The sequence below is a fragment of the Deinococcus phoenicis genome, assembly GCF_000599865.1.
GTDB classification, from domain to species: Bacteria; Deinococcota; Deinococci; order Deinococcales; family Deinococcaceae; genus Deinococcus; species Deinococcus phoenicis.
Window position 1 is genome coordinate 65949 of record NZ_JHAC01000031.1, and the last position, 22779, is coordinate 88727.

A 22779-nucleotide genomic window follows, 5' to 3' on the forward strand; every position below is an offset into this window, starting at 1 on the left:
TTCCTCCCGGCCTTCTTTTTCCCTTACTCACCCCCCCAGCAAGAACCGCCCCGTCTCCCGTTCCAGCATCTCCACCGCGTCCAGCGAGTCGAAGGTGTGGCCCGCACCGGGAATACCGACAGCGTCGCAGCCGAGGGCCTGGGCGTAGCGGACGCCCCACTCGGGCGGGCAGGTCTGGTCGGCGTCGCCGTGAAAGACGCGGGCCACGCCGCCCCAGCGTGCGGCGGCCTCCAGCGGCCGGAGGCGCGGCATCTCCAGCAGGAACGCGCGCCCCAGGGGCCAGCCGCCATAATCGAGAATCACGGGCGGGGCGTACCCGCCGCGCAGCAGCGGCAGCCACAGTTCCGGCAACGCGGGTGCCCACAGCGCGAGGCGGTGGGGCCGGACCCTTTCCGCCGCGAGCGCCGCGACCAGCCCGCCCATGCTGAAGCCGAGCAGCATCACCCGCTCGGGGTCGAGCATGGGCAGGCCGCGCAGGTAGGCGAAGGCAGCCTCGGTGTCCTCCACCTCGCGCGCCACCGTCATCTCGCTGAAGTCGCCCTCCGACTCGCCGCTGCCCCGGAAATCGAAGCGCAGGCTCGCCACCCCGCGCGCCGCCAGATACCGCGAGAACAGCGGAAAGATGCGGTGCCCCTCCAGCCGGTTGCCGGTGAAACCGTGCAGCATGATGACGCTGGGCCAGCCCGCAGCGGGCCGCTCGCCCTCCGGAACGTGCAACATGCCGTAGAGACGCTGACCGCCGACGGTAAAGGTGGCGAATTGCTCCATAGGGGGGAAGTCTAAAGGTCTAACCGTCTAAGGGTCCAACCGCCCCGACAGTTAGACTCTTAGACCGTCAGACAGGCGGCCCCAGCCGCCTCAGGGCGTCAGCCGGTGCCGGTCACGCGGGAAAGCGCGGGCGTAACGCACGTTGCTGATGCCCAGCAGCTTGGCGGTCAGCCGCTCGGCCCCGATGGCGAACCCGCCGTGGGGGGGCATCCCGTACTTGAAGACCTCGGTGTAGCCCGCGAGCGATTCGGGGTTCAGCCGGTACTCCGCGATGGAGTCTTGCAGCATCGGATATTCGTGGATGCGCTGGCCGCCCGACGTGATCTCGATGCCCCGGAACAGCAGGTCGAAGCCGCGCGTGAGGTCGGGGTTCAGGCTGCCGTCCGCGTTGTGGTCGGCGTGGGTGTAGAAGGGCCGGGCCGCGCGGGGATACTTGGTGACGAACACGAAGTCGGTGCCCTGCGTCTCCGCGTAGTGCTGGCTGAGCAACCTCTCGGCTTCGGGGTCGAGGTCCTTGCCGCCGACCGCGTGGCCGTACTTCTCGGTCACCAGCTGGCGGGCTTCCAGCAGCGTGATGCGGGGAATGTGCGCCGGAACTTCGGGCAGGGCCGCGCCCAGCAGGGCGAGTTCGGGCTGGGCGCGTTCCTTCAGCCGGGCCATGATCGCGGCCAGCACGCGCGTCTCCAGGTCCATCACGTCCTCTTCGGACTCGATGAAGCCCATTTCCACGTCGAGCGAGAGGTACTCGTTGAGGTGACGGCTGGTCGCGTGTTCCTCGGCGCGGTAGACGGGCGCGACCTCGAAGACGCGCTCGAAGACGCCCACCATGATCTGCTTGTAGAGCTGCGGACTCTGCGCGAGGTAGGCCGGATGCCCGAAATAGTCGATGGGAAAGAGGTTGGCGCCGCCCTCGGCCCCCGCCGACACGATTTTCGGCGTGCTGATCTCGGTGAAGCCCTCGGCGGTCAGGTGATCGCGGAAGGCCGCCACCAGTTCGGCCTGCACCTTCAGTGCGGCGCGTTCCTTGAGGCCGCGCACGGTGACGACGCGGTAATCGAGCAGCGTTTCGGGGTTCACGTTCCATTCCATCTTGGGAATCTCGACCGGGGGCGGCTCGACGGCGGGGGTCAGGACGCGCAGACTCTCGACCTGCACCTCGTAGCCGCCGGGGGCCTTGGCGTGCGCCTTCACCTTGCCGATCACCTCGATGCTGCTCTCGGGCAGGGGCAGGTCCAGGCCCGCGCCCACGCCCTGCGCGAGGCCGCTGCGGTCACGCAGCACCAAAAACTGCACGCCCCCCAGGTCGCGGCGGGCGTGCAGGAAACCGAGAAGTTTCACGGTCTGGCCCTCGTGCTGGGGCAGCTCGCGGGTCAGCGTTCGCTGAAGTTGGGTGGATGCGGCGGTGGTCATGGTTCAGGCTCCTTTAGGACGAGAAAGCCCCCGACTCCGGGAGGGGGTCGGGGGCGCGGCGTGCGGCGAGACGTCCCCTAGCAGGGATCATCATTCACGTTGTTCACGTACGCCACGTTCATGCGGGAAAGTGTAGCGGGGGCACACTGGGGCGGTCAACGTGGGGAGCTAGGCAGGGGGAGGCAGGCCAGGAGGCAACGCCGTCCGGGCGGCCTCTCCCGTATCCTCCCCTGCATGACCTTAGACCGTGAAATGACCGTGGCTGCCCGGCTGGCGCTGGAGGCGGGCGACCTGCTGAGAACGCACCTCGCGCGCGGCCTGACCGTGGAACACAAGACGAGCGCAGATGACCCTGTGACCGCCGCCGACCGCGAGGCGTCCGAGTTGATCCTGGCGGGCCTGAAAGCCGTGTTTCCCGACGATGGCCTGCTGAGCGAGGAGGCGGTGGACGATGCCGGGCGGCTGGACGCGGCGCGCGTGTGGATCATCGACCCGATTGACGGCACGAAGGAGTTCACCACCGGCAGCCCCGACTATGCCGTGAGCATCGGCCTCGCGGTGGGCGGCGAACCCGTGCTGGGTGTGGTGTATGCGCCTGCGACGGATGAACTCTTTGCCGGAGTGGTCGGTGCCGGCCTCAGCAGCACAGGCGTCACGAAGAACGGGGCACCGGCAGGTTTCCGTGACCGCGCCGACTACGTGGTCAGCGTGTCGGACACGGAATTCAAACGGGAGCTGTATCGCCACGACCTCCCCGGCATGGTCCCGAGCGGGTCCATCGCGCTGAAGCTGGCGCGGATCGCGGCGGGCGAGGCGGACGTGACCTTCACCATGTCGCCGCGCAGCGAGTGGGACATCGCGGCAGGGCACGCGCTGGTGCGGGCGGCGGGCGGCGACCTGCGGCGGCGCGACGGGCGAGCGATTCGCTACAACCTGCGGCGGCCCCACATCGAGCAGGGCCTCATCGGCGGGCGGCTGGAAGCGGTGGAGTGGCTGGAAGGCGAACTGACGGCGCGGGACCTGCCGACCGCGCACCTGGGCCTGACGGACGCCGACCGCGCCTGGGCCACGTTGCCAGAAGCAGACCAGACAGCACTCGCAGGTCACCCCGGCGTCTTTGTCCGCCACGCCGGTGGGCGGGTGCTGGCGCTGCTGGTGGTGGCTGCGGACGGCACGGTGGAGCGGGCTTCCGGCGACGCCTTTCACCTGGAGCGCCTGACGCGCGACGTGACGCGGGCGCTCGGAACCCTGAATGCGGCGCCGCCGCAGACGGGGAGGCTAGACTGACACGCATGGCGGCAGAAGGTACCCCCTCGCAGTGGGGCCGCGTCACCCTGAGGCCCGTCCCGGAGTTCACGCCGGACGAGTGGCGCACCCTCTACCGCTTTTTCCGCGACCGCGAACTGGCCGACTGGAACGACGCCAAACCCATCCGCCTGCCCGAATGGCTCTTTCGCCGCGTGATGCTGGAGGAGGAGAGTTCAGGCGAGCGCGCGGGCTTCGGCGTGCTGAACGAGCGCGGCGAACTGATCGGCAGCGCGGAACTCTACGACCTGCGGCCCCCGCCCCCGCTGACGCCCAGCATCGGCACCCTGGGCGTGATGATCGGCGTGCGCGCCCTGTGGGGCCAGGGCTACGGGCGCGAGGCGGTGATGGCGCTGCTGGCCTGGGCCTTCCGGCACCGGGAAGCGCCGCTTTCCCGGGTGCGCCTCACGACTTTCGGGCACAACCGCCGCGCGCAGCGGGCCTTTCTGGCGTGCGGCTTCCGCGAGGTGGGCCGCACCGAGGGGCCGGGCCGCACCGACGTTCACATGGAAATCACGAGAGGAGAGTGGGAAAGTGCGCGTGCTGGTCCCTGATCTGAAAGAGTTCCACGAAGTGCAGGTGGAAGGCGTGGAACTGGCCTTTTACAGCGCCGGCCACGTGCCGGAAGGCAAGGCGGACGGGCTGGTGCTGTGGCTGGCGACCTCCCAGCTGCGCGGCGAGCTGCTGAACTGGCCTGGCCTGAACTGGGTGCTGACCCTGACGGCGGGGATTGACCACGTGGCCGGGGCGCTGCCGCCGGGCGTGACGCTCTACAACGCCCACCGCCTGCACGACCGCGCGGTGGCCGTCCACACCGCTGCCGGAATGCTCGCCGCCGCGCGCGGCCTGCACCGCTTCCGCGACCAGCAACGGGAGGGGCGCTGGGAACCCCGGCGGGACCTGGGCACGCTGGACGGCGCGCAGGTGGTGATCTGGGGCTACGGGCACATCGGGAAGATTCTGGAAGACCTTCTGCGGCCCTTCGGGGCGAGGGTGACGGGCATCCGCTCCCGCACCCCGGACGCCGAGCGGGACGCGGCCCTGGCCGAAGCCGACTGGGTGGTGCTGCTGCTTCCCAGCACGCCCGAGACAAAGGGCATCGTGAACGCGGAGGTGCTGGCCCGCCTGAAGCCGGGCGCGTGGCTCAGCAACCAGGGGCGGGGCAACCTGATCGACACCGGCGCCCTGCTGGCCGCGCTCGACTCCGGCCACCTCGGCGGCGCGGTGCTGGACGTGACCGACCCCGAACCCCTGCCGGAGGGGCATCCGCTGTGGCATCAGCCCGACGTGGTCATCACGCCGCACGTCGCCAGCACGACGCGCGACCTCGTGGAGCGGGGGGCCGAGTACACGCGCAAGTTTCTGGAGGAGATGCAGGCGGGGCGGGAACCGGAGGGGCGGGTGGCGGCGGGGCAGCGGTACTGAAGGGAACTGGGATACCAGAACGGGAAGGAGAAGGGCGCGGGCCTGACGCTTTGGCCTGCGCCGTTTTCCTTGTCTCTGGGTCTCTGGCGTGAACTGTCTCTAGCGTGAACGGACGGCTGTCTGCCCAACATATGCCGGAGGCAGAGCAGGCAACGCCCGCGCATGGTCCGCGATCAGCCCACCGCCCAGCAGACGCGGTCCGGCGTACAGCACTGCACTTTGCCCCGGTGCGACGGCAAATTGCGGTTCCTCGAACTTCAACTCGAAGCCGTGTTCGTCGGCGTGCAGCACGGTTGCGCGCACCGGCTTCGTGCGGTAGCGCACCTGCACCTCCACCTCACGGGGCAGGGCCGCCAGGTCGAGGAGGTAATTCGCGCCCTCCGCCTTCAGCCCGGTCCACAGGCAGTCCTCGTAGTCACCGACCCAGACGGTGTTGGTCGCCGGGTCGAGGTGGACGACATGACGGACGCGGTGCGACTGGTACAGGCCCAGGCCCTTTTTCTGGCCCAGCGTGTAGAACTGCGTCCCCAGATGCTCGCCCACCACCTCCCCCGTGCCGATCTCACGGATGGAGCCTTGCGCCTGCGGCAGATGCTCGGCCACATAGTCCTGCACCTTGCCGGGCACGAAGCAGATGTTCTGGCTCTCGGGCTTGCGCGCGGTCAGCAGGCCGCGTTCCTCCGCGATCTCGCGCACGCGGGGCTTTTCCAGCTCGCCCACCGGGAAGAGGATGTACGGCAGGGCCGCGCGCGGCGTGCCCCACAGGAAGTAGGTCTGGTCCTTGCGGGGGTCGTCGCCCCGATGGAACTCCACCTCACCGCGTTCGTTCTCCACCCGCTTCACGTAATGACCGGTCGCCACGTACTGGCAGCCCAGCATCTTCGCCTTTTTGACCAGCTCGTCGAACTTCACCTTCGTGTTGCAGTTCACGCAGGGGTTGGGCGTGCGCCCGTGCGCGTATTCCTCCAGGAAGGGGCCGACGATGTGGCGCTGGAACTGCTCGCGGTAGTCCAGCAGGTAGAAGGGCACGCCCACCTGCTCGGCCACGCGCCGGGCCTCGTAGGCCGCGTCGGGCGAGCAGCAGGTGTCGAAGGTCGCGTCGCGCTTGTCGTCGGGCCAGAACCGCATCATCGCGCCGACGACCTGATAGCCCGCGTCTTTCAGCAGCGCCGCCGTGACGCTGGAATCCACGCCGCCCGACATCGCACACAACACCCGCTGAGTTGTCTTCTCGCCCGTGGCCGTCATACCGCCGGGGAGCTTAGCAGGCGCGGGGGCGGGAGACAGTGAGGGAGGCTATGCGCCGTGAGCTGTGGGCGTGAGCGGCGAAGAGGATGCCTTGAGTGGAAACTGCTGGGGGTAGGTTCATCGCCCAACGTTCATGGCCCATAGCCCGGCCTGGCTCAGTTGATGAGCTTCCCCTCGATCAGCCACCAGCCCCGTGTTTCGGTGGGGCCGAGACTGCGGGTGACGCGGTCGTCATTGCCCCCCGAGTCATGGACCGTGTCTCCTTCCGGGGGCGGAATGCCGGACTCGTCCAGAATGATTTCCACGGCGGCCACGGCCTGGGGGTCTTCAGGGTCCGGGGTCATGGTGTTCACGTGACCGCCGTGCATCCGGACCAGACTGGCGCGTGCCCTGATCCCCGGACAGCGCCGCGAAACAGGTGGGGGCCAGCGGTCCGGCTCCAGCGGCGGCGTTCTCGACGCTCCCCGTCCCCGCCCCCTACACTTCCCCCGTGACCCTTTCACGTTCTGAACTCCGGACCGCCGCCGAACGTTTCGGTACGCCCCTGTACGTGTACGACGCGGCTGAACTGGACGCCGCGCTGGCGCGGGTGCGTTCGGCCTTCGGTCCGGCGCGGGTGTTCTACGCGGTCAAAGCGAACCCGAATCTCACGCTGCTGGGGCGGATGCGGGCGGCGGGCGTGGGGTTCGAGTGCGTGAGCGCGGGCGAGATCGCGCGGGCCGAACATGTGGGCGCAAGCGGCGACACCCTGCTGGTGAACGGCCCCGCGAAGTCGGCGCAGGAGTACGCGGCGGGGGCGCGGCTGGGCGCGACCTTCATCGTGGACCGCGTGGAAGAGGTGGGGCTGCTCCCGCCCCGGTCGAAGGCGCTGGTGCGTGTGAACCCGGCACTGGACGTCAGCACGCATGACCACCTCGCCACCGGGGCGGCGAGCAGCAAATTCGGGGTGACGCCGGAACAGGTTCCCCAGGTCCTGGGGGCGCTGCGGGAGGCCGGACACGACGCACGCGGCCTGCACGTCCATATCGGCAGCGCGATTCGGAATGCGGGGGACTTCAGCGCCGCTTTCGCGCGGCTGACAGCCCTGCACCTGCACACCGGCGATCTGGACGTGCTCGACGTGGGCGGCGGCTGGGGCGTGGACGCCGACCTGCCCGGCATCGCGCGGGAGGCGCACGCGGCGGCCGCCACCTTCAGCGCGCAGCTCTGGGTCGAGCCGGGGCGGTATCTGGTGGCGCGGGCGGGCACGCTGCTCACGCGCGTGGTGGGCACCAAGCACACCGGACGCAACTTCGTGCTGACCGACGCGGGCATGACCGAGCTGCTGCGCCCCATGCTGTACGGCGCGCAGCACCCGGTGACGGCCCTGTGGGACGGCGAGGTCCAGGACCGCTGGGACGTGGCCGGTCCCGCCTGCGAGAGCGGCGACCTGCTGGCCCGCGGCGTGCGGCTGCCCGCCCCCACCCCCGGCGACCTGCTCGCCCTCGGGGAGGCCGGGGCGTACGGCGCGAGCATGAGCAGCAACTACCTCACCCGCCCCCGCCCCGCCGAAGCGCTGTGGGACGGCGCGGCCTGGGCCCTGATCCGCCGCCGCGAGACGCCGCAGGACGTGTGGGCGGCGGAACTCGCGCCCTTCTGATCCCGCTTCCGGCTGAATCCCGGGACGTTCGCCCTGCCTGGGCTATCATGCAGCCGTGACTGTCCCGCCCTCGCTGCCGACCTCGCCCACCCCCGATACCACGCGCGCCCGCATCCTGACCGAGGCGGCGCGGCTGTTTGTGGCCAGCGGTTATCACGGGGTCAGCATGCGCGAGGTGGCGGCGGCCGTGGGCGTGACCAAGCCCGCCCTGTATCACCACTACGCCGACAAGGAAGCGCTGTTCCTGGCGATGCTGGACGGCACGCTGGACGGGCTGAGCCGCCTGGTGGCCCACGCGCAGACGCAGGTGGGGGTGCGGGCGCAACTGGAGACGCTGGTGGGCGACCTGCTGGCGAGCGCGCCCGAGCAGCGCGTGGGCCTGCAACTGGCGGGCGAACTGCGCCACGTGTCCCCCGAGCGCCGCGCCGCCTTTGAAGACGAGTACCGCCGTGTCTGGATGGGCGGCCTCGCCCGGCTGATCGAGGAGGCCGCGCGGCGCGGCGAACTGCGCGCGGACCTGCCCCCCACCGTCCTGACACGGGCGCTGCTGGCCCTGATGTACCCGCTGGTCACCGGCGCTCCCCCCGCCGACCCGCACGGCACTGCACGCGCCCTGCTGAGCGTCTACCTCGACGGCGCGACGCCCCGCTGAAGCGCCCCGCTCCCGGGGCCGTCCACAGGGCGGGTGAAGACGGCCTGCCCCGGCAGCGGCAGCCGAACATGAAGGATCTTCATCTAACATTTACGATTCGTGCACAACTTCTCCCGGAGCATGAACCGTAACGCGCCCTCCGGCGGCGCGTCGCGGGGTGACCCGCCTGCCCTTTCCTGCCGCCCCCGGCGGCTCACCCCGGTGTGGAACGCAAGGCCGCGTCCCACCTCATTCTTTTGTGGTTCCTGGAGTTCTCCGTGATTGAATCTCTGTTCGGCTGGGTCGGCCAGCCTGAAGCGTGGCTGGCCTTCGGGACGCTGCTGCTGCTCGAAGTGGTCCTGGGCATCGACAACGTTATTTTTCTCAGCATCCTGGCGGGCAAGCTGCCGCCCGAGCAACAGCCCCGGGCACGCACCATCGGCCTGCTGGCCGCCATGTTGATGCGGCTGGCGCTCCTGTTCTCGATCACCTGGATCTACCGCTTGCAGGACGATCTGTTCACGGTCTTCGGCCTGGGCTTTTCGGGGCGCGACCTGATCCTGATTCTGGGCGGCCTCTTCCTGCTGTACAAGGCCGTCAAGGAGATGCACGAGCAACTCGAAGGCCCCGAAACCCGCAGCCCGGGCGTGAACGTGGCGAAGCAGGGCACGGCGAACTTCGCGGCGACCATCGCCCAGATCATGCTGCTGGACATCGTCTTCAGCCTCGACTCGGTCATCACGGCGGTCGGTATGGCCGACGACATCGGCGTGATGGTCAGCGCGGTCGTGGTGACGGTGGGCATCATGCTGGTCGCCGCGCGGCCTATCGGGGACTTCGTGCAGGCGCACCCCACGATCAAGATGCTGGCCCTCGCCTTCCTGCTCCTGATCGGCGTGAACCTGATCGCGGACGGCTTCGGGTTCCACATCCCCAAGGGTTACACGTACTTTGCGATGGGCTTCGCCATCCTGGTGGAACTGCTGAACATGCGCGCCCGCAAGGGCAAACCGGTCCAGCTGCACGACACGCAGCGGCATCCCGACGCGGGCTGAGGGACAGAGCCAGAGTAATGAAGGGGGGGCCGGGCCTGCGGGTCCGGCCCTCTTGCCGCCGCTACGGGAGAGGCGGGCGGCCAACGCTCAGGAAAACGGCGTTGGCTGCCCGCTTCTCTCAGGGCGTACCCTCGCCTCATGCACGCCTTCCTGTCCGCCTTCAGCACGCCCGAAGCGTGGGCCGCCGTGCTGAGCCTCACGCTGCTGGAACTGATCCTGGGCATCGACAATATCGTGTTCATCACGCTGCTGGCCGGACGGCTGCCGCAGGGACAGCAGGCGTTCGCGCGGACACTGGGGCTGGCGCTGGCGGTGGTCACACGCATCGCCCTGCTCGCCAGCGTCACCTGGCTGACCCGCCTGACCGCCCCGCTGCTGACGGTCTTCGGGCAGGACCTCAGCGTGCGCGACCTGGTGTTGCTGGCGGGTGGCCTCTTCCTGATGGTCAAGAGCGTGCGCGAACTTTCGCGGATGGCCCGGAATCCGCTGGGGGCAGAGGACCCGGGCGCGCGGCCGGTGACGCTGGCGAGCGTGATTCTCCAGATTCCGCTGCTGGACATCGTCTTCAGCCTGGACAGCGTGGTCACGGCGGTGGGCGTGAGCGGCAACCTCCCGGTGATGATCCTGGCCGTGGTGCTGGCGATGCTGGTGATGATCGCCGCCAGCGGCCCCATCTCGCGCTTCATGGACGCCCACGCGCCGCTGAAGCTGCTCGCCGCCGCCTTCCTGCTCCTGATCGGCTCGACGCTGGTCGGGGAAGCCTTCGGGGTGGAGGTGCCGCGCGCCTTTATCTACTTCACCATGCTGTTTACCGGCGTCACCATGCTCTACACGGTCCGCGCCGCGAGGACGGTGATCCGGCAACGGCTGGAGGAGGTGGGGGCACCGCCCCAAAGCGGGAAGCGCTAAAGCTCGCGCACGGCCACCACCACCTCAGCCTGCTGCCCGTCCGGCGTGTGGAGACTCAGGCGCAAGTTCCCCCCTTCCCGGGTCACCCTGGGAGAAGCGTCGGCCCAGGGGCCGGGGTGTTCGCCGCGCCGGCCCATACCTTCCAGAACGGCGTCGTGGACGGCACTCAGGAAAAAGAGAGCGGCGTCTCCAGGGTCGTCCGCCCGGCTCCAGACCGCGCCTTCGCTGACCCCGTCCCAAAAGACGGAGACGGCCTCCCGGCCGGCAGGCCCAAAGCTCAGGCGCGGGCCGAACAACTCTTGCAGGGCGGCCAGCAGGGCTTCAAGCCTCATCCTGTCCCCCCAGGAACAGGCCCGCCGAGGGGCAGAGGTCCCTCAGCACGCAGACCTCGCAGCGGGGGCGCTGGCTGAGGCAGGTCTGCCGCCCGTGCCGGATGGCCGAGACGTGGAAGGTCGCGCGGGCCGCCCAGTCGCGGGGCAACACCCCATCGAACCAGCGTTCGGCCTTGAGGACGTTCCAGCGCGCCGGAATCAGGTCCAGCCGCCCGGCCACGCGGTGAATGTTGTTCTCCACCGGGATCGCGGGGCGGGCCAGGTCGAACAGCAGCAGCAGGCTGGCCGTTTTCATCCCCACGCCCGGCAGCGACTCCAGCAGGGCGCGGGCGTCCGCGTCGTTCAGGGTGCGCAGGCCGCGCAGGCTCAGCTCACCGCGCGTTTCTTCCAGCCGGTGCAGCACGTTCCAGATGTAGTCGGCCTTCGTTCGGGCGAGGCCGCCGCCTGCCGCCCGCAGCACGGCTTCCACCCCGTCCGGGCCGTCGGCCAGGGCCGCTTCCCAGACGGGATAGGCGGCCCTCAGCGCCCCGAACTGCCGGCGGGTCAGGGCCGAGGTGTTCTGCTGCGCCAGGATGATGCGGATCAGGTCGTCCAGCGGCTCGCGGCTCACCTGCGGGGTGAGGGGCGTGGGCAGATACGTCTGGGCGAGGCGGCGCATGATCTCCGGCAGATGCGCGGGCGGCGGCACCTCCTGGGCCGGGGTCAGGCGGGGCACGCGGGTCTTGCCAGGCAGCGGCGGAGAGGCGGGAGCGGGAGGAACGCGCGGCACGCCGTCAGGCTAGCGGGCGGACCGGCGGGAGACTGTGCCTGCCTGTGCGTCTCATGGCCTCATTGCCGCGCGCGGAGTTTGGTGACGTTCCCGGCGCCGTCCACGACCTGAAGGTCGGCGTAGGACCCGGTCGTCTCGGCATAGAAGTCCACCCGGGTCCCGGGCGTGATGTTGAGGCGGTTGCCGTCCACGATCACCTGCGTGACCCGGCTGTTGTCGGTGGCTACCCCGGTCACGCGGATCACGTTGCCGCTGCGCTCAAAGCGCGTGACCTTGACCGCCGGAGGCGTGCTGTCCACGGCCACGGGCAGGACCAGCGTACTCTTGTTGCCCGCCTTGTCCCGCGCCCCGATGGTGTACTGGCCGCGCGCGCCCTCGATCTGCGCCTGAAAGGCGAAGTTGGCGATCTTGTAGCTGCCGGGCTTGATCGGAATGGCCTTGCCATCCACCGTGACCTGCGTGACCCCCTGATCGTCCAGCACGTACCCCTGCACCGTGAAACTGCGTGACTGGCTCACGCCGCCGCCGTCGGGACTGGTCACCACGATGCGTGGCCTGAAGGTATCGGTCGTGCGGGCGCAGCCGCCCAGCAGGGGCGCGAGCAGGAGGAGGACGGGGGCGGCGCGGCGCATGGGGGCAAGTATAGAGCGGGGAGCCAGGAACGTTGGGCCAGGCACCGGCCCCCGCCGGCCCTCTGGCGGCTGGCGGCGGATAGCCCGGCCCGGCACCTTCCCTTTTCCCCGGTGCTTTAATACCCCCCGTGAGTCTTCCGCCCCGCCCCGCCCCCCTGACCCGCGCCGTTCCCGAGGGCACCCGTGATGTGCTGCCGCCCGAATGGGCCTGGCGCGAGCATCTGCGGACGCGGCTGGCGGGCGTGTTCGCGGCCTGGGGTTACCGGGGGGTGGAGGTTCCGGCGCTGGAGTTCGCGGCCCCCGACCATCCGCAAAGCGCGCGGGCCTTCAAGCTGATCGACACGGGCGGGGAGGTGCTGGCCCTGCGCAGCGAGTTCACGACGGCGGTCGGGCGGCTGGTCCGCGCCCGCTTTCCGGAGGGGCCGTTTCCGCTGCGCCTCCAGTACGGGGGCCGCCTGTGGCTGCGGACCCTGACCAGCGAACTGGGCCGCCTGCGCGAGTTCGGGCAGGTCGGCGTGGAGCTGATCGGCGTGGCGACCCCACAGGCCGACGCCGAACTGCTGCGCCTGGGCACGCGGGCACTGGAGACGGTGGGCGTGCGGGCGGTGATGGAGGTCGGTTATCCCGGCTTTCTGGACGCCGTGCTGGAGGACGCGGGCCTGGACGTGGACGCGCGGGACGCCCTGCACGACGCCATCGACCGCAAGAGCGGCGCGGACGTGGACCTGCTGGCCGCCGCGCACGGCCTGGGGGCCGGGGTCACGGCGACCCTGCACACCCTGACCGACCTGTACGGCGGCCCCGAGGTGCTGGCGCAGGCGGCGGCCCTGGCACGCGGCGAGCGGGCGCGGGCGGCGGTGGCCCACCTGGAGGCGGTGGCCGCGCTCTGTGAACCGGGGCTGCTGTTCGACCTGGGGGCCAGCCGCCGCTACGGGTACTACACCGGGATCACGTTCCGGGCCTACGCGGAGGGGCTGAACCAGCCGGTGCTGGGGGGCGGGCGCTACGACCTGGGGGGGCTGCCGGGCGCGGGTTTCGCCATCGGCCTGGAGCGGCTGACCGAGGTCACGGCGGCCAACCTCCCCCCCGAGCCGGAACTGGTGCTGGCGCTCGATCCCGCCGGGGCCGACCTCGCCCGCGCCGCCGGCATAGTCGCCGAACTCGCCTGGACGGACGACCGGGAGGCGCTGCTGACCTACTGCCGGCGGCGGGGCATCCGCCGCTGGGCGCGGGGGAACACGCTGACGGAGGTGACGGCATGACGCCCGCCGCACCCCGCAGCCCCGATCACCTCACCCTCGCGCTGCCCAAGGGCCGCATTCTGGAAGAGGCGGTCGCCCTACTGGCGCGCGCGGGCCTGCCCCTCACCCTGCCGGAAAAGTCGCGTGCGCTGCGCCACGAGTTTCCGGGCGTGACCGTGCTGGAACTGCGCAACCAGGACGTGCCGGTCTACGTGGACCTGGGCGTGGCCGACGCGGGCATCGTCGGCAAGGACGTGCTGATCGAGTCCGGGCGCACGGTCTACGAACCGGTGGACCTGGGCTTCGCCGCCTGTCACCTCAGCCTGATCCGGGAGGTGGGTGCGAGTGGCCCCATCGGGCGGGTGGCGACCAAGTACCCCCGCTCGGCCCGCGCGTACCTCGCCGCGCGCGGCATTCCCGCCGAGGTCGTGAAACTGTCGGGCAATATCGAGCTGGCCGCGCTGACCGGCCTGGCCGACGCGGTGGTGGACCTGGTCCAGACGGGCAGTACCCTGCGGGCCAACCACCTGGAGGAGATCGACGTGCTGTACCACTCCAGCGCCCGCCTGGTCGTGAACCGCGCGGCGCTGAAGCTGCGGCGGGAACGGCTGCGGCCCCTGATCGAGCGGCTGCGCGAACTGACGGGGAGCGGTCGGCCGGGAACCGCCACGGACGGGGAATAGGGAAAAAGCTTCCGGACGCGGCCACACGCCGGGCCGGGCAGCGCCGCGAGGTCAGGGTCACGTCTCCCGGAAAACGGACCTAACCCTGACCCGGCGGCCTGCGGCCCTGTTCACACCTGCGCCTGAACCTCGCTGCCCAGTGCATCGGCCATCCGCTCCAGCGCCTCGATCAGCAGGGTGCGGCTGGTGGCGAAATTCAGGCGGATAAAGCCCTGATACCGCCCCTTGAGTTCGTCGGGCGCGAAGAGGGGGCCGTCGTGAATGGCGATTCTGGCCTCTTCCAGCAGGAAGTTCTGGATGTCTCCCGCGCGGGGATGGGCGCGCAGGTCCAGCCACGCGAGGTAGGTCGCCTCGGGCAGCGTGGCGCGGACCCAGGGCAGGTGCGCGGCCAGGAACGCGTGCAGCACGTCGCGGTTGCCCCGCAGGTAGGCGAGGGTCTGCGCCAGCCAGGGGCCGCCCTCACCCAATGCCGCCTGCCACATGGTCACGCTGAGGGTCGAGGGGTGGCCCATCAGCCCGCCTGCCGCGCCCCGGACCCGCTTCACCAGGGCCGGATCGTGGCCCACCATCACGCCGATCCCCAGGCCCGCCGTGTTGTACGCCTTGCAAGGCCCGGTCAGGGTCAGGGTCCGCTCCCGCACGCGCGGGTCGGCGGCGAACGCCTCGAAGGGGGCGCCGGTGTAGCGCAGGTCGGCGTGCAACTCGTCGGACACCACATACAGGTCGCGCTCCAGCACGAAGTCCCGCAGGCGCGCGAGTTCGTCCGCGTTCCACACCCGCCCGGTGGGGTTGTGGGGATGGCACAGCAGCAGCAGGCGGGTGCCCCGGGCGGCGGCGTCCAGCGCGTCCCAGTCGATGTCCCAGCGGGCCGTGCCCCCCTCACCGCCCTCGCGCAGCGGCGCGGCGGCCACCCGGCGGCCCTGGTCGGTGATGCTGAGGTGGAAGGGGTGGTAGATCGGCGTCATGGTCAGGACCGGCTCGCCCGGCGCGGTCAGGGCCGCGACCGCCGCATACAGCCCCGGCACCACGCCCGGGAGGAAGCTCAGACCGTCCCCCGGCAGGTCCGTGAGGCCCTGCCCGGCGAGTTTTTCGCGCAGGTTCACATTCAGCGCCGCCGCGTCGGACAGCGGGTAGTAGCCCAGGCCGCGGGTCAGGCGCTCCTGAAGCGCCGCGAGAATGGGGGGCGCGACCGGGTAATCCATATCCGCGATCCACAGCGGAATGACGCCCTCGCCGTACCTCGTCCACTTCAGGCTGTCCACATGCGCGAGCGCGGCGGGGTCGAGGGTGCCGTACACGTCGGCCGCGTTCGGGGCCGCGCTGGGGGCCGAGGGCGTCAGTTCGGGCAGGTCCGGGGTGGTCATGGGGCGAGGATACGCCGTGCAGTGGGGTAGGGGCCAGGAACAGCAGAGCACGGCGGGGCTTAGCCTTCCCGGTTCCCCTGCGCCAACCGCGCGAGTTCGGCGGCGTCGGTCACGCGCACCGTGCGGCGTTCCAGGTGAATCAGGTTCAGGCGGTAGAACTCGCCCAGCTTGCGGCTGACGAGTTCGGGCACCGTGCCGAGCAGGGCCGCAAGTTCGCTGTTGGTGGGCAGGGCGTGCGGCTGCGGGGCATTCTCCAGCAGGTACGCGGCCAGCCGCTCGCCCAGCTCGCTGAAGACCAGCCCCTCCATGCGGGCGAGCAGTTCGGCTTGCCGCCGCGCGAAGGACGCGATCACTGCCTGGGCCAGGGCGGGCGTCCCGAAAACCCGCTCGCGCACGGCCCCGGCGGGCAGGCACAGCACCTCGGTGGGCGTGTGCAGCGCGACCGCACTCGCCGGGGCGATGGCCCGGCTCTGGAAGGCCGCGATGCCCGCCACCAGTTGCCGGGGGCCTTCCACATGCACGGTCAGCTCGCGCGTGCCGCCCCGGGCCAGCCGGTACACCCGCACGCTGCCCGAACTCACCAGATAGACGGTGTCCAGCGCGTCCCCCGCCCGGAACAGGTGTTCGCCGCGCTTCAATAACCGGAAGGACGCCAGCGCGGCGAGGGGCCGCAGGTCGGCGGCCTGCGCCCCCTGAAAGACCGGGGCGTGGCTCAGCAACTGTTCGGCACGGTCCGTCACGTCCCCTGATCCTGCCACGCGGGGAGGCGCGGCGGGCGGGGGACCTCTGCCCTATCCCCTACCCGCCCTCGCGGCCGCCGAGCAGCGTGACCAGCACCTGCGTGCCGGGCTGGGCGGCTTCCAGGGCAACCGGCTGGCCGCCGTCCTGCACCGTGACCTCCGCGCCGTACAGGGTCCGGGTGCCCTCGTCCGTGGTGACGTGCAGTTCGCCGCTCAGCACGGCGATCACGACCTGGGTCTGGGGATGCTGATGTCGGGGCATCCCCTCTCCGGCATTCAGGTGAAAAAGGAGGCTGCGGCCTCCCGGCGTCGTGGCGAGAATCTGCGGGGGCTGGGCGCGTTTCATGGTGTCTCCTGGGTGGGCGGCGGGAAGGGCCGGGCGTGCCGCTCCAGATTGACCCGCATCCGCCCGGCCAGGGTCAGGAGCGCCTGCGCCTCGGCCGGGCCGAGGTGTTCGCGTAGTGTCTCCTCCCAGAGCGTCAGCCAGCGGTCGAAATGGGCGGCACCGATCCCGAGATCCGCATGGGCCGGGCCGGGCTGGCCCCGGTAGGCGCTGGGGCCACCCGTGACCGCCCGCCAGAAGCCTTCCAGCCGGGCGATATGCAGCGGCCAGCCCCCACGCGGAAACGGCCCGAGCTTGCGGGTAAAGACCGGGCCGAGCTGGTCGTCCTGCACGGCCCGGGCATAAAAGGCCCACAGCACGCGCCGAAGCGTCTCGTCGCCCAGCCGGGCGAACAGGGCGTCCGGGTGGGTCAGGGGCAGCGTCATCCGTGGGCCGCCAGCGCCAGGCCACACAGCAGGGCGCTGGCGGCGAGGGTCGTGTGGGCGATCCAGGCGGGGGGCCGGACCCGTTCCGCGCGGCGGACATGCGTGGACACCAGCCCGCCGATCAGCAGCAGCACCCCCAGTTCGGCCAGCAGCGCGGGGCTGAAGCCGCCCGTGACGCCTTGTGCCAGCACCGTGAGCAGCAGCAGCAGGCTGATGGGGCCGTTGACGCGCGCGTAATAGCGGCCCACCGTGCGGCGGTGCGCGCTGCGGGTGGCCTCGTCGGGGAACAGTTCCGTGAAGGCCGGGCTGACCACGAACGTGGTGAATACGTACATGCCCACCCACGCCCCGACCAGCAACACGTTCAGGGCCGTCAGAACCGTCATAGCCCGAAAAACGCCCGGTTCTTGACGATGAACTCTTCCTCACCGGCGGGCACGTCCTCCTCGGGGAAGATGGCGCTGACCGGGCAGGCGGGCACGCACGCGCCGCAGTCGATGCACTCGTCGGGGTGAATCAGGAACTGGTCACCGCCGTCATAGATGCACTCCACCGGGCAGACCTCGGTGCAGGCCTGATCCTTGACACCGATGCAGGGGCTGACAATCACGTGAGGCATAGCCAGAGCCTGCGCCGCCGCCGCGCAAAGGACCATGACCTGGGTCAAGGGCCGCGCCCTTCCCCCGCCGGGGCCGTACACTGCCCCTCATGCTGGCGATCATGGGCGCGATGGACGAAGAAATCGAGTTGTTGCTGACGGACCTGCAAGACCGCGAAACACTGGAGCGGCCCGGCGCGACCCTTTACCGGGGCGTGCTGGACGGCGTGCCCGTGCTGCTCACGCGCGGCGGCATCGGCAAGGTGAACGCCGCGATGACGGCCACGTACCTGCTGCTGGAAGGCGCGGACCGCGTGATTTTTACCGGCGTGGCGGGCGGCGTTCACCCCGATCTGCGGGTGGGCGACATCGTGGTGAGTACCGATCTGGTGCAGCACGACGTGGATGTCACGGCACTGGGCTACGAGCTGGGCACTATTCCCGGAGAGGTCCCGGCCTGGGCCGCCGATGAACGCCTGCGGGTCGCCGCCCTGGAGGCTGCCGGCGAGGTGGAGGGCGTCCGCGCGCTGGAGGGCCGGGTGGCGAGCGGCGACCAGTTCATCGCCTCGGCGGGCGACGTGCAGCGCCTCTGGACCCGTTTCGGGGCGGCCTGCGCGGAGATGGAAGGGGCCGCCGTGGCCCAGGTCTGCGCCAAGGCGGGCGTGCCCTTCGTGGTGATCCGCTCGGTCAGCGACACCGCCGACCACGACGCGAACGTGGACTACCGGACCTTCATGCCGCTGGTCGCCCGCCACGCCAAACAGGTCGTGCGCGGGATGCTTGCCCGCCTGAGCACCCAGGCCTGAACATGAACGGTCCCGCCCCCGCCTCTGTCACAGGCAGGCTGCCCGCTCCGGTGCGTTTCGTGCTGGGCCTGGGCATCCTGACGGGCTTCGCGGCGCTGGGGACCGCCCTGGTCACCGTGCTGCGCCTGCCCTTCCCGGGATCGGTGGTCGGCATGGGCCTGCTGTGGGCGGCCCTGTCGCTGGGCGTGGTGCGCCTGCACTGGATCGAGGGAGCTGCCGACGGCCTGCTCGCCACACTGGGCCTGCTGTTCGTGCCCGCCACCGTCGGCGTGATCGAGTATCTGTCGGCGGGGGCGGCCTGGGCGTTGTGGCTGCTGGTCATGCTGGCCGGGCTGCTGCTGGGGGCGGGCGTGGCGGGCCTGCTCGCGGCGCGGCTGGTGCGGGAATGAGGGAGAGGCGGTGCGCGAGATGTGGGGCGCGGTGAAGGGCACACAGCCCTCTGTCCCTGGGGGGCACCCGTGACCTGGGTCGCCCTCACCCTCCTCGCCTTTGCGCTGGGCGTGCTGGCGCAGGCACGCGCGCGGCATCCGCTGGCCAATCCGACGCTGGTGGCGACGGTCCTGCTGGTCGCCGCGCTGCTGCTGTCGCGCACGCCCTACGGGCGCTATGCGGCGGAGGTCCGGCCCATCTCGTTCCTGCTGGGTCCGGCGGTGGTGGCGCTGGCGGTGCCGCTGTACCGGCTGCGGGCGCTGCTGGCCCGCGAGTGGCGGGCGTTGGTGGTCGGCGGCGTCACGGGGACGCTGGTGGGGGTCGGGGTGGATACCCTGCTGCCGCGCCTGCTGGGCCTGAGCGCCGAGGTGCAGCGCTCCCTGGTCACCGCGCCCGTGACGAGTCCGGTCGCGCTGCAACTCGCGGGGGTGACGGGTGCGCCGCCCGCGCTCGCCGCGACCCTCGCGGTGCTGTCGGGGTTGCTGGGGGCGCTGTTCCTGCCATCCGTGCTGACCCGGCTGGGGGTCCGGCACCCGCTGGCGCGCGGCGTCGCGGTGGGCAGCGTGTCACACGGCATCGGGACGGCCCGCGCCCGCGAGGAAGGCGAGGAGACCGGGGCCGCCAGCAGCATCGGCATGGGCCTGGCCGCGCTGGTGGTCACGCTGGCCGTGGCGCTGCTGAAGTGATGACCCGGCTGTGAGGCCGGTGTCGGCGGTCCGCTTTCAGCCCGCACGACTCACGCCGCTTGTGGCAGAGCACTGACCCCTGAGAGGCTGTTTGAAAAGTCGGGTGGGGTTGCTCAGAGACGCGGTAGGAACGCGCTTTTTGCTCCTCGGCAAGCCGCTCTGCGAGTCCCCCCTTGTGGGGGAGTCTGGGACTTGTCAAGCCGCGAAGCAGAGGGGGGAACGGACACGCCCTCCCGACGCACTTCACCTGCCATGAGGACCCTTTTCAAACACGCTCTTACGGCCGCACCAGAATCTGGACGCTCTGGATCAGGTCCGGCTCTGCCCCCTTGATCGGCGTCTCGCCGCCCGCACCGCTGCTGGCCGTGCGCGTGAGCTTTTGCAGCACGTCCTGTCCGGCGACCACCCGGCCGAACACGGTGTACTGGCCGCTCAGGAAGTCGGCGGGCGCGAGCGTGATGAAAAACTGGCTGCCCTGCGAGAACAGGCTCTGCGCCCGGGCCATGCTCAGCACCCCGGCGGCCTTGAAATCGAGCGCCGGATCGAGTTCCACGAAGAAGTTGTAGCCCGGCCCGCCCGTGCCCCAGTTCGCCTTCTGCGCCGCGTCGGCACTCAGGGGATCGCCCCCCTGCGCCATGAAGCCCTCGATGACGCGGTGAAAACGCGTGCCGTCGTAGAAGTGGTTCAGGGCCAGGAACACGAAGCTGTTGACGGCCTTGGGCGCCTGCTGCGCGTCCAGCTCGACGGTCACGTCGCCCTTGCTGGTCTTCAGGACGGCCCGGTACGTCTTCGCCGGGTCGATGACCCAGACGGGGGCCTTGAAGCTGCGGACGGGCGCGGCGCTGAGGAAGGGGACGGGCGTGAAGGCAGGCGCGGCGGGAGGCGCCGTCACCGGGGCCGGCGTGCCGGTCGGCGTGGTCAGCGGCATGGTCGTCTGGGCCGACGCGGCGGACGTGACGAGCAGGGCCATCAGCAGCAGGGAGCGCATAAGCCTCAGCCTAGCGCGGCCAGACGCCCCTCACTCCAGCGAGAGGCTGGTCGTGTATTTTTCCTGCTTGACGACGATCGTGCTGGCGGTGTTCCGCACGCCGGGAATGGAGGCCAGCACGTCGACCAGAAAGTTCTGATAGGCGTCGAGGTCGGGCACGCAGACTTTCAGGAGGTAATCGGTGTCGCCCAGGCAGAGGTAGCACTCCAGCACCTCGGGGCGGCCGCGCATGTGTTCCGCGAACGTCTCGAAGCCCTGCTTGGTCTGCTTGTCGAGCGTGACGCGCACCAGGACCATCAGGTCCCGGCCCACCCGCTTGGGGTCGAGCAGGGCGACGTAGCGGTGGATGATGCCTTCCTCCTCCAGGCGGCGCACGCGGCGCAGGGTGGGGGCGGGCGTCAGGCCGATCTCGTCGGCGAGTTCGGTGTTGGCGATGCGGGCATCGCGCTGGAGGATGGTCAGGATGTGGCGGTCGGTGGCGTCCAGTTCGGGTTGTGACATGAACGCCCGCAGAATAGCAGTCTGCCGCAACCCGGTTGCGCCGGGGCCGTTCAGAGGCCACGATGCGGCAATCACACGCGGAAAGTCTCCTGCTACCATTGCGCTGCATCTACAGAAACGGGTCGGCGGCAGACCGCCCAGGCGATCCGGCAGGGGTATGACATGAAGATTGGACTTCCGAAGGAAATCAAGGTCAAGGAAAACCGTGTGGCCCTCACGCCCGGTGGGGTGGGCACGCTGGTGCGCCGGGGGCACAGCGTGACCGTCGAGCGCGGCGCGGGCCTGGGCAGCGGCATTCAGGACAGCGAGTACGTGGCGGCGGGAGCCGTGCTGGGGCCGGCGGCGGACGCCTGGGCCGCCGAGATGGTCGTGAAGGTCAAGGAGCCGGTGGCCACCGAGTACGGGTATCTGCGTGACGACCTGCTGCTGTTCACGTACCTGCACCTGGCCGCCGACCGGCCCCTCACCGACGCGCTGCTCTCGGCGGGCACGACCGGCGTCGCTTACGAGACGGTGCAGCTCGAAGACGGCAGCCTGCCCCTGCTGACCCCCATGTCGGAGGTGGCGGGCCGCCTGAGCGTGCAGGCGGGCGCCTACCACCTCCAGAAGCCGGTCGGCGGACGCGGCGTGCTGCTGGGTGGGGTGCCCGGCGTGCAGGCCGGACACGTGGTCATCGTCGGCGGCGGCGTGGTCGGCACCAACGCCGCGAAGATGGCGATGGGCCTGGGCGCGAAGGTGACGGTGCTGGACGTGTCGCACCGCCGCCTGACCTACCTCGACGACGTGTTTTTCGGCAAGCTCACCACCATGATGAGCAGCGAGGCCAACATCCGCGCCCTGCTGCCGGAAGCGGACCTGCTGGTCGGCGCGGTGCTGATTCCGGGGGCCAAGGCCCCGCACCTCGTCACGCGCGACATGCTGCCGCTGATGCAGGAAGGCAGCGTCATCGTGGACGTGGCGGTGGACCAGGGCGGCTGCGTGGAGACCATTCACCCCACCACCCACGACGACCCCACCTATCTGGTGGACGGCGTGATCCACTACGGCGTGGCGAACATGCCCGGCGCGGTGCCCCGCACCAGCACCTTCGCGCTGACCAACCAGACCCTCCCCTATGTGCTGCTGCTGGCCGATCACGGCGTGAACGCCCTGCACCGCAGCCGCGCCCTGATGCTGGGCCTGAACACCTACCAGGGCCAGCTCACGTACCAGGGCGTTGCGGACGCTTTCGAACTGCCCTCGGTGGGGGCCGACGCGGCGCTGGCGTAGGCGACACGGGAAAGGCGGCGGACCTGTTGATGAGGTCCGTCGCCTTTGTTTTCTGAGTTGTCGGCGGTGAAAGAGATGGCTCACCGCTGATGGCCCTCAGCGAACGCTTCTGGCCCAGTCGATGATGGCGCGGTTGGCCGCCGTGGCCTTCTCGAAGATGGCGGCGTGTGCGGCACCGGGGATGATGACCAGCTTTGACCCGGCGATGTTCTGGTGCATCTTCTGGCTGAACTCGATGGGGTAGACGGTGTCTTCCAGGCCCTCGAGGATCAGGGTCGGCACGGTGATGGTCTTGAGGGTGGGGAGCGAGTCGGGCCGGGTCGCCAGGACGTTCGCGCCCGCCACGTCCGCCGCGACGCTGGCCTGTTTCACGATGTCGGTCAGGAACTTAACGTCCCCCATGCGGTGCGCGCGCGTGTCGCCGGTCAGCATGTCCTTGAGCAGCTCGGGCGCGAGGGACTGCGGCCCGAACATCTGCGCCTTCTGCGCCATGCCCTTCCAGAGGTTCTGCTCGACGACGCTGGCGGGGTTGGCGATGGTGTCGATCAGGATCATGCCCATGAAGCGCTGGGGGGCCGTGCGG

The 22779-nt window shown here is 70.4% G+C and carries 29 protein-coding genes; 13 read left to right on the top strand and 16 right to left on the bottom strand.

Going from position 1 to position 22779, the window contains the following annotated elements; genetic code table 11:
- Positions 1-27 precede the first annotated feature (27 nt).
- Positions 28-768 (bottom strand): alpha/beta hydrolase family protein, encoded by a 741-nt coding sequence (locus DEIPH_RS10090; RefSeq protein WP_034357544.1) that lies wholly within the window; start codon positions 766-768, stop codon positions 28-30.
- 90 nt (positions 769-858) lie between these two features.
- Entirely contained in the window at positions 859-2178 is a 1320-nt protein-coding gene (aspS, locus tag DEIPH_RS10095) for an aspartate--tRNA(Asn) ligase (protein ID WP_034357546.1), read from the bottom strand.
- 234 nt (positions 2179-2412) lie between these two features.
- On the opposite strand from aspS, the gene DEIPH_RS10100 reads away from it, so the two are divergent.
- From DEIPH_RS10100 to DEIPH_RS10110, 3 genes are read left to right on the top strand one after another with little or no spacing between them, the layout of a single operon-like run.
- On the top strand, positions 2413-3465 hold the full coding sequence (locus DEIPH_RS10100) for an inositol monophosphatase family protein (protein ID WP_034357548.1): 1053 nt from the start codon (positions 2413-2415) through the stop codon (positions 3463-3465).
- Between the two features lie 5 nt (positions 3466-3470).
- Positions 3471-4037, top strand: coding sequence for a GNAT family N-acetyltransferase (locus DEIPH_RS10105; protein ID WP_034357550.1), 567 nt, complete (start codon positions 3471-3473; stop codon positions 4035-4037).
- Positions 4018-4908: an NAD(P)-dependent oxidoreductase gene (locus DEIPH_RS10110; RefSeq protein WP_034357552.1), complete on the top strand. Its 891-nt coding sequence runs from the start codon at positions 4018-4020 to the stop codon at positions 4906-4908. Before DEIPH_RS10105 ends, DEIPH_RS10110 begins: the two co-directional genes overlap by 20 nt.
- A 99-nt stretch (positions 4909-5007) precedes the next feature.
- Here DEIPH_RS10110 and mnmA read toward each other — a convergent pair whose 3' ends face one another.
- Both mnmA and DEIPH_RS10120 read right to left on the bottom strand, forming a co-directional pair.
- Positions 5008-6156: a tRNA 2-thiouridine(34) synthase MnmA gene (gene mnmA / locus DEIPH_RS10115; RefSeq protein ID WP_034357554.1), complete on the bottom strand. Its 1149-nt coding sequence runs from the start codon at positions 6154-6156 to the stop codon at positions 5008-5010.
- 155 nt (positions 6157-6311) lie between these two features.
- Complete coding sequence (locus DEIPH_RS10120; RefSeq protein WP_152544889.1) at positions 6312-6500, bottom strand: hypothetical protein; 189 nt, start codon at positions 6498-6500, stop codon at positions 6312-6314.
- A gap of 146 nt (positions 6501-6646) precedes the next feature.
- On the opposite strand from DEIPH_RS10120, the gene lysA reads away from it, so the two are divergent.
- The 4 genes from lysA (at position 6647) to DEIPH_RS10140 (ending at position 10390) form a co-directional block, all read left to right on the top strand.
- Positions 6647-7795, top strand: coding sequence for a diaminopimelate decarboxylase (gene lysA / locus DEIPH_RS10125; protein WP_034357559.1), 1149 nt, complete (start codon positions 6647-6649; stop codon positions 7793-7795).
- A gap of 55 nt (positions 7796-7850) precedes the next feature.
- Complete coding sequence (locus DEIPH_RS10130) at positions 7851-8447, top strand: TetR/AcrR family transcriptional regulator (RefSeq protein WP_051517293.1); 597 nt, start codon at positions 7851-7853, stop codon at positions 8445-8447.
- 257 nt (positions 8448-8704) lie between these two features.
- Positions 8705-9481, top strand: a complete 777-nt coding sequence (locus DEIPH_RS10135; protein ID WP_034357621.1) for a TerC family protein — start codon at positions 8705-8707, stop codon at positions 9479-9481.
- A 138-nt stretch (positions 9482-9619) separates the two neighbouring features.
- Complete coding sequence (locus tag DEIPH_RS10140) at positions 9620-10390, top strand: TerC family protein (RefSeq protein ID WP_034357560.1); 771 nt, start codon at positions 9620-9622, stop codon at positions 10388-10390.
- On the opposite strand, the gene DEIPH_RS10145 is transcribed toward DEIPH_RS10140, so the two are convergent.
- The 3 genes from DEIPH_RS10145 to DEIPH_RS10155 are packed head-to-tail and all read right to left on the bottom strand — an operon-like array spanning position 10387 to position 12123.
- Positions 10387-10722: a hypothetical protein gene (locus tag DEIPH_RS10145; protein WP_034357562.1), complete on the bottom strand. Its 336-nt coding sequence runs from the start codon at positions 10720-10722 to the stop codon at positions 10387-10389. The two genes, DEIPH_RS10140 and DEIPH_RS10145, sit on opposite strands and share 4 nt — an antisense overlap.
- The gene (locus tag DEIPH_RS10150) at positions 10712-11491 is read right to left on the bottom strand and encodes an endonuclease III domain-containing protein (protein ID WP_235183218.1); all 780 of its coding nucleotides are present in this window, start codon (positions 11489-11491) and stop codon (positions 10712-10714) included. Before DEIPH_RS10150 ends, DEIPH_RS10145 begins: the two co-directional genes overlap by 11 nt.
- A gap of 59 nt (positions 11492-11550) precedes the next feature.
- Positions 11551-12123 carry a PilN domain-containing protein gene (locus DEIPH_RS10155; RefSeq protein WP_034357564.1) on the bottom strand — a complete coding sequence of 191 codons (573 nt, stop codon included), beginning with the start codon at positions 12121-12123 and terminating at the stop codon, positions 11551-11553.
- A gap of 119 nt (positions 12124-12242) precedes the next feature.
- Here DEIPH_RS10155 and DEIPH_RS10160 point away from each other — a divergent pair, with 119 nt between their 5' ends.
- Complete coding sequence (locus DEIPH_RS10160) at positions 12243-13385, top strand: ATP phosphoribosyltransferase regulatory subunit (RefSeq protein WP_034357565.1); 1143 nt, start codon at positions 12243-12245, stop codon at positions 13383-13385.
- The gene (hisG, locus tag DEIPH_RS10165) at positions 13382-14047 is read left to right on the top strand and encodes an ATP phosphoribosyltransferase (protein WP_034357567.1); all 666 of its coding nucleotides are present in this window, start codon (positions 13382-13384) and stop codon (positions 14045-14047) included. The genes DEIPH_RS10160 and hisG overlap by 4 nt, the downstream gene beginning before the upstream one ends.
- Before the next feature lie 110 nt (positions 14048-14157).
- On the opposite strand, the gene DEIPH_RS10170 is transcribed toward hisG, so the two are convergent.
- The 6 genes from DEIPH_RS10170 to DEIPH_RS10195 are packed head-to-tail and all read right to left on the bottom strand — an operon-like array spanning position 14158 to position 17538.
- Complete coding sequence (locus DEIPH_RS10170; RefSeq protein ID WP_034357569.1) at positions 14158-15411, bottom strand: MalY/PatB family protein; 1254 nt, start codon at positions 15409-15411, stop codon at positions 14158-14160.
- Positions 15412-15470: 59 nt separating this feature from the next.
- Positions 15471-16151: a Crp/Fnr family transcriptional regulator gene (locus DEIPH_RS10175; protein WP_034357571.1), complete on the bottom strand. Its 681-nt coding sequence runs from the start codon at positions 16149-16151 to the stop codon at positions 15471-15473.
- A 58-nt stretch (positions 16152-16209) separates the two neighbouring features.
- Positions 16210-16497 (bottom strand): cupin domain-containing protein, encoded by a 288-nt coding sequence (locus tag DEIPH_RS10180; protein ID WP_034357572.1) that lies wholly within the window; start codon positions 16495-16497, stop codon positions 16210-16212.
- Complete coding sequence (locus DEIPH_RS10185; RefSeq protein WP_034357574.1) at positions 16494-16919, bottom strand: group III truncated hemoglobin; 426 nt, start codon at positions 16917-16919, stop codon at positions 16494-16496. Before DEIPH_RS10185 ends, DEIPH_RS10180 begins: the two co-directional genes overlap by 4 nt.
- Complete coding sequence (locus tag DEIPH_RS10190) at positions 16916-17305, bottom strand: DUF4149 domain-containing protein (RefSeq protein WP_034357576.1); 390 nt, start codon at positions 17303-17305, stop codon at positions 16916-16918. The genes DEIPH_RS10185 and DEIPH_RS10190 overlap by 4 nt, the downstream gene beginning before the upstream one ends.
- Positions 17302-17538 carry a ferredoxin gene (locus DEIPH_RS10195; protein ID WP_034357627.1) on the bottom strand — a complete coding sequence of 79 codons (237 nt, stop codon included), beginning with the start codon at positions 17536-17538 and terminating at the stop codon, positions 17302-17304. Before DEIPH_RS10195 ends, DEIPH_RS10190 begins: the two co-directional genes overlap by 4 nt.
- 89 nt (positions 17539-17627) lie before the next feature.
- Between DEIPH_RS10195 and DEIPH_RS10200 the strand changes: the two genes are divergently transcribed.
- The 3 genes from DEIPH_RS10200 (at position 17628) to DEIPH_RS10210 (ending at position 19438) form a co-directional block, all read left to right on the top strand.
- Positions 17628-18323: a 5'-methylthioadenosine/adenosylhomocysteine nucleosidase gene (locus DEIPH_RS10200; protein ID WP_034357578.1), complete on the top strand. Its 696-nt coding sequence runs from the start codon at positions 17628-17630 to the stop codon at positions 18321-18323.
- A 2-nt stretch (positions 18324-18325) separates the two neighbouring features.
- Positions 18326-18712, top strand: coding sequence for a CidA/LrgA family protein (locus DEIPH_RS10205; protein ID WP_034357579.1), 387 nt, complete (start codon positions 18326-18328; stop codon positions 18710-18712).
- Between the two features lie 69 nt (positions 18713-18781).
- Positions 18782-19438, top strand: a complete 657-nt coding sequence (locus tag DEIPH_RS10210) for an LrgB family protein (RefSeq protein WP_034357581.1) — start codon at positions 18782-18784, stop codon at positions 19436-19438.
- Positions 19439-19715: 277 nt separating this feature from the next.
- Here DEIPH_RS10210 and DEIPH_RS10215 read toward each other — a convergent pair whose 3' ends face one another.
- Together DEIPH_RS10215 and DEIPH_RS10220 are read right to left on the bottom strand one after the other, a co-directional pair.
- Positions 19716-20426 (bottom strand): peptidylprolyl isomerase, encoded by a 711-nt coding sequence (locus DEIPH_RS10215; protein ID WP_034357583.1) that lies wholly within the window; start codon positions 20424-20426, stop codon positions 19716-19718.
- 30 nt (positions 20427-20456) lie between these two features.
- A complete protein-coding gene (locus DEIPH_RS10220; RefSeq protein ID WP_034357585.1) occupies positions 20457-20927 on the bottom strand; it encodes an Lrp/AsnC family transcriptional regulator in 471 nt (156 codons plus the stop codon).
- 162 nt (positions 20928-21089) lie between these two features.
- On the opposite strand from DEIPH_RS10220, the gene ald reads away from it, so the two are divergent.
- Positions 21090-22196: an alanine dehydrogenase gene (gene ald / locus DEIPH_RS10225; protein ID WP_034357587.1), complete on the top strand. Its 1107-nt coding sequence runs from the start codon at positions 21090-21092 to the stop codon at positions 22194-22196.
- A 96-nt stretch (positions 22197-22292) separates the two neighbouring features.
- Here ald and DEIPH_RS10230 read toward each other — a convergent pair.
- Positions 22293-22779, bottom strand: a 487-nt coding sequence (locus DEIPH_RS10230; protein WP_034357629.1) for an alpha/beta fold hydrolase, incomplete at its 5' end; no start/stop codon positions are given.

Excerpts from the sequence above, each read along its gene's own strand:
- DEIPH_RS10090 (WP_034357544.1), bottom strand. The coding sequence starts at position 768 with ATGGAGCAATTCGCCACCTTTACCGTCGGCGGTCAGCGTCTCTACGGC.
- aspS (WP_034357546.1), bottom strand. The coding sequence starts at position 2,178 with ATGACCACCGCCGCATCCACCCAACTTCAGCGAACGCTGACCCGCGAG.
- DEIPH_RS10100 (WP_034357548.1), top strand. The coding sequence starts at position 2,413 with ATGACCTTAGACCGTGAAATGACCGTGGCTGCCCGGCTGGCGCTGGAG.
- DEIPH_RS10105 (WP_034357550.1), top strand. The coding sequence starts at position 3,471 with ATGGCGGCAGAAGGTACCCCCTCGCAGTGGGGCCGCGTCACCCTGAGG.
- mnmA (WP_034357554.1), bottom strand. The coding sequence starts at position 6,156 with ATGACGGCCACGGGCGAGAAGACAACTCAGCGGGTGTTGTGTGCGATG.
- DEIPH_RS10120 (WP_152544889.1), bottom strand. The coding sequence starts at position 6,500 with ATGACCCCGGACCCTGAAGACCCCCAGGCCGTGGCCGCCGTGGAAATC.
- DEIPH_RS10140 (WP_034357560.1), top strand. The coding sequence starts at position 9,620 with ATGCACGCCTTCCTGTCCGCCTTCAGCACGCCCGAAGCGTGGGCCGCC.
- DEIPH_RS10145 (WP_034357562.1), bottom strand. The coding sequence starts at position 10,722 with ATGAGGCTTGAAGCCCTGCTGGCCGCCCTGCAAGAGTTGTTCGGCCCG.
- DEIPH_RS10155 (WP_034357564.1), bottom strand. The coding sequence starts at position 12,123 with ATGCGCCGCGCCGCCCCCGTCCTCCTCCTGCTCGCGCCCCTGCTGGGC.
- hisG (WP_034357567.1), top strand. The coding sequence starts at position 13,382 with ATGACGCCCGCCGCACCCCGCAGCCCCGATCACCTCACCCTCGCGCTG.
- DEIPH_RS10170 (WP_034357569.1), bottom strand. The coding sequence starts at position 15,411 with ATGACCACCCCGGACCTGCCCGAACTGACGCCCTCGGCCCCCAGCGCG.
- DEIPH_RS10180 (WP_034357572.1), bottom strand. The coding sequence starts at position 16,497 with ATGAAACGCGCCCAGCCCCCGCAGATTCTCGCCACGACGCCGGGAGGC.
- DEIPH_RS10185 (WP_034357574.1), bottom strand. The coding sequence starts at position 16,919 with ATGACGCTGCCCCTGACCCACCCGGACGCCCTGTTCGCCCGGCTGGGC.
- DEIPH_RS10190 (WP_034357576.1), bottom strand. The coding sequence starts at position 17,305 with ATGACGGTTCTGACGGCCCTGAACGTGTTGCTGGTCGGGGCGTGGGTG.
- DEIPH_RS10195 (WP_034357627.1), bottom strand. The coding sequence starts at position 17,538 with ATGCCTCACGTGATTGTCAGCCCCTGCATCGGTGTCAAGGATCAGGCC.
- DEIPH_RS10200 (WP_034357578.1), top strand. The coding sequence starts at position 17,628 with ATGCTGGCGATCATGGGCGCGATGGACGAAGAAATCGAGTTGTTGCTG.
- DEIPH_RS10205 (WP_034357579.1), top strand. The coding sequence starts at position 18,326 with ATGAACGGTCCCGCCCCCGCCTCTGTCACAGGCAGGCTGCCCGCTCCG.
- DEIPH_RS10215 (WP_034357583.1), bottom strand. The coding sequence starts at position 20,426 with ATGCGCTCCCTGCTGCTGATGGCCCTGCTCGTCACGTCCGCCGCGTCG.
- DEIPH_RS10220 (WP_034357585.1), bottom strand. The coding sequence starts at position 20,927 with ATGTCACAACCCGAACTGGACGCCACCGACCGCCACATCCTGACCATC.
- ald (WP_034357587.1), top strand. The coding sequence starts at position 21,090 with ATGAAGATTGGACTTCCGAAGGAAATCAAGGTCAAGGAAAACCGTGTG.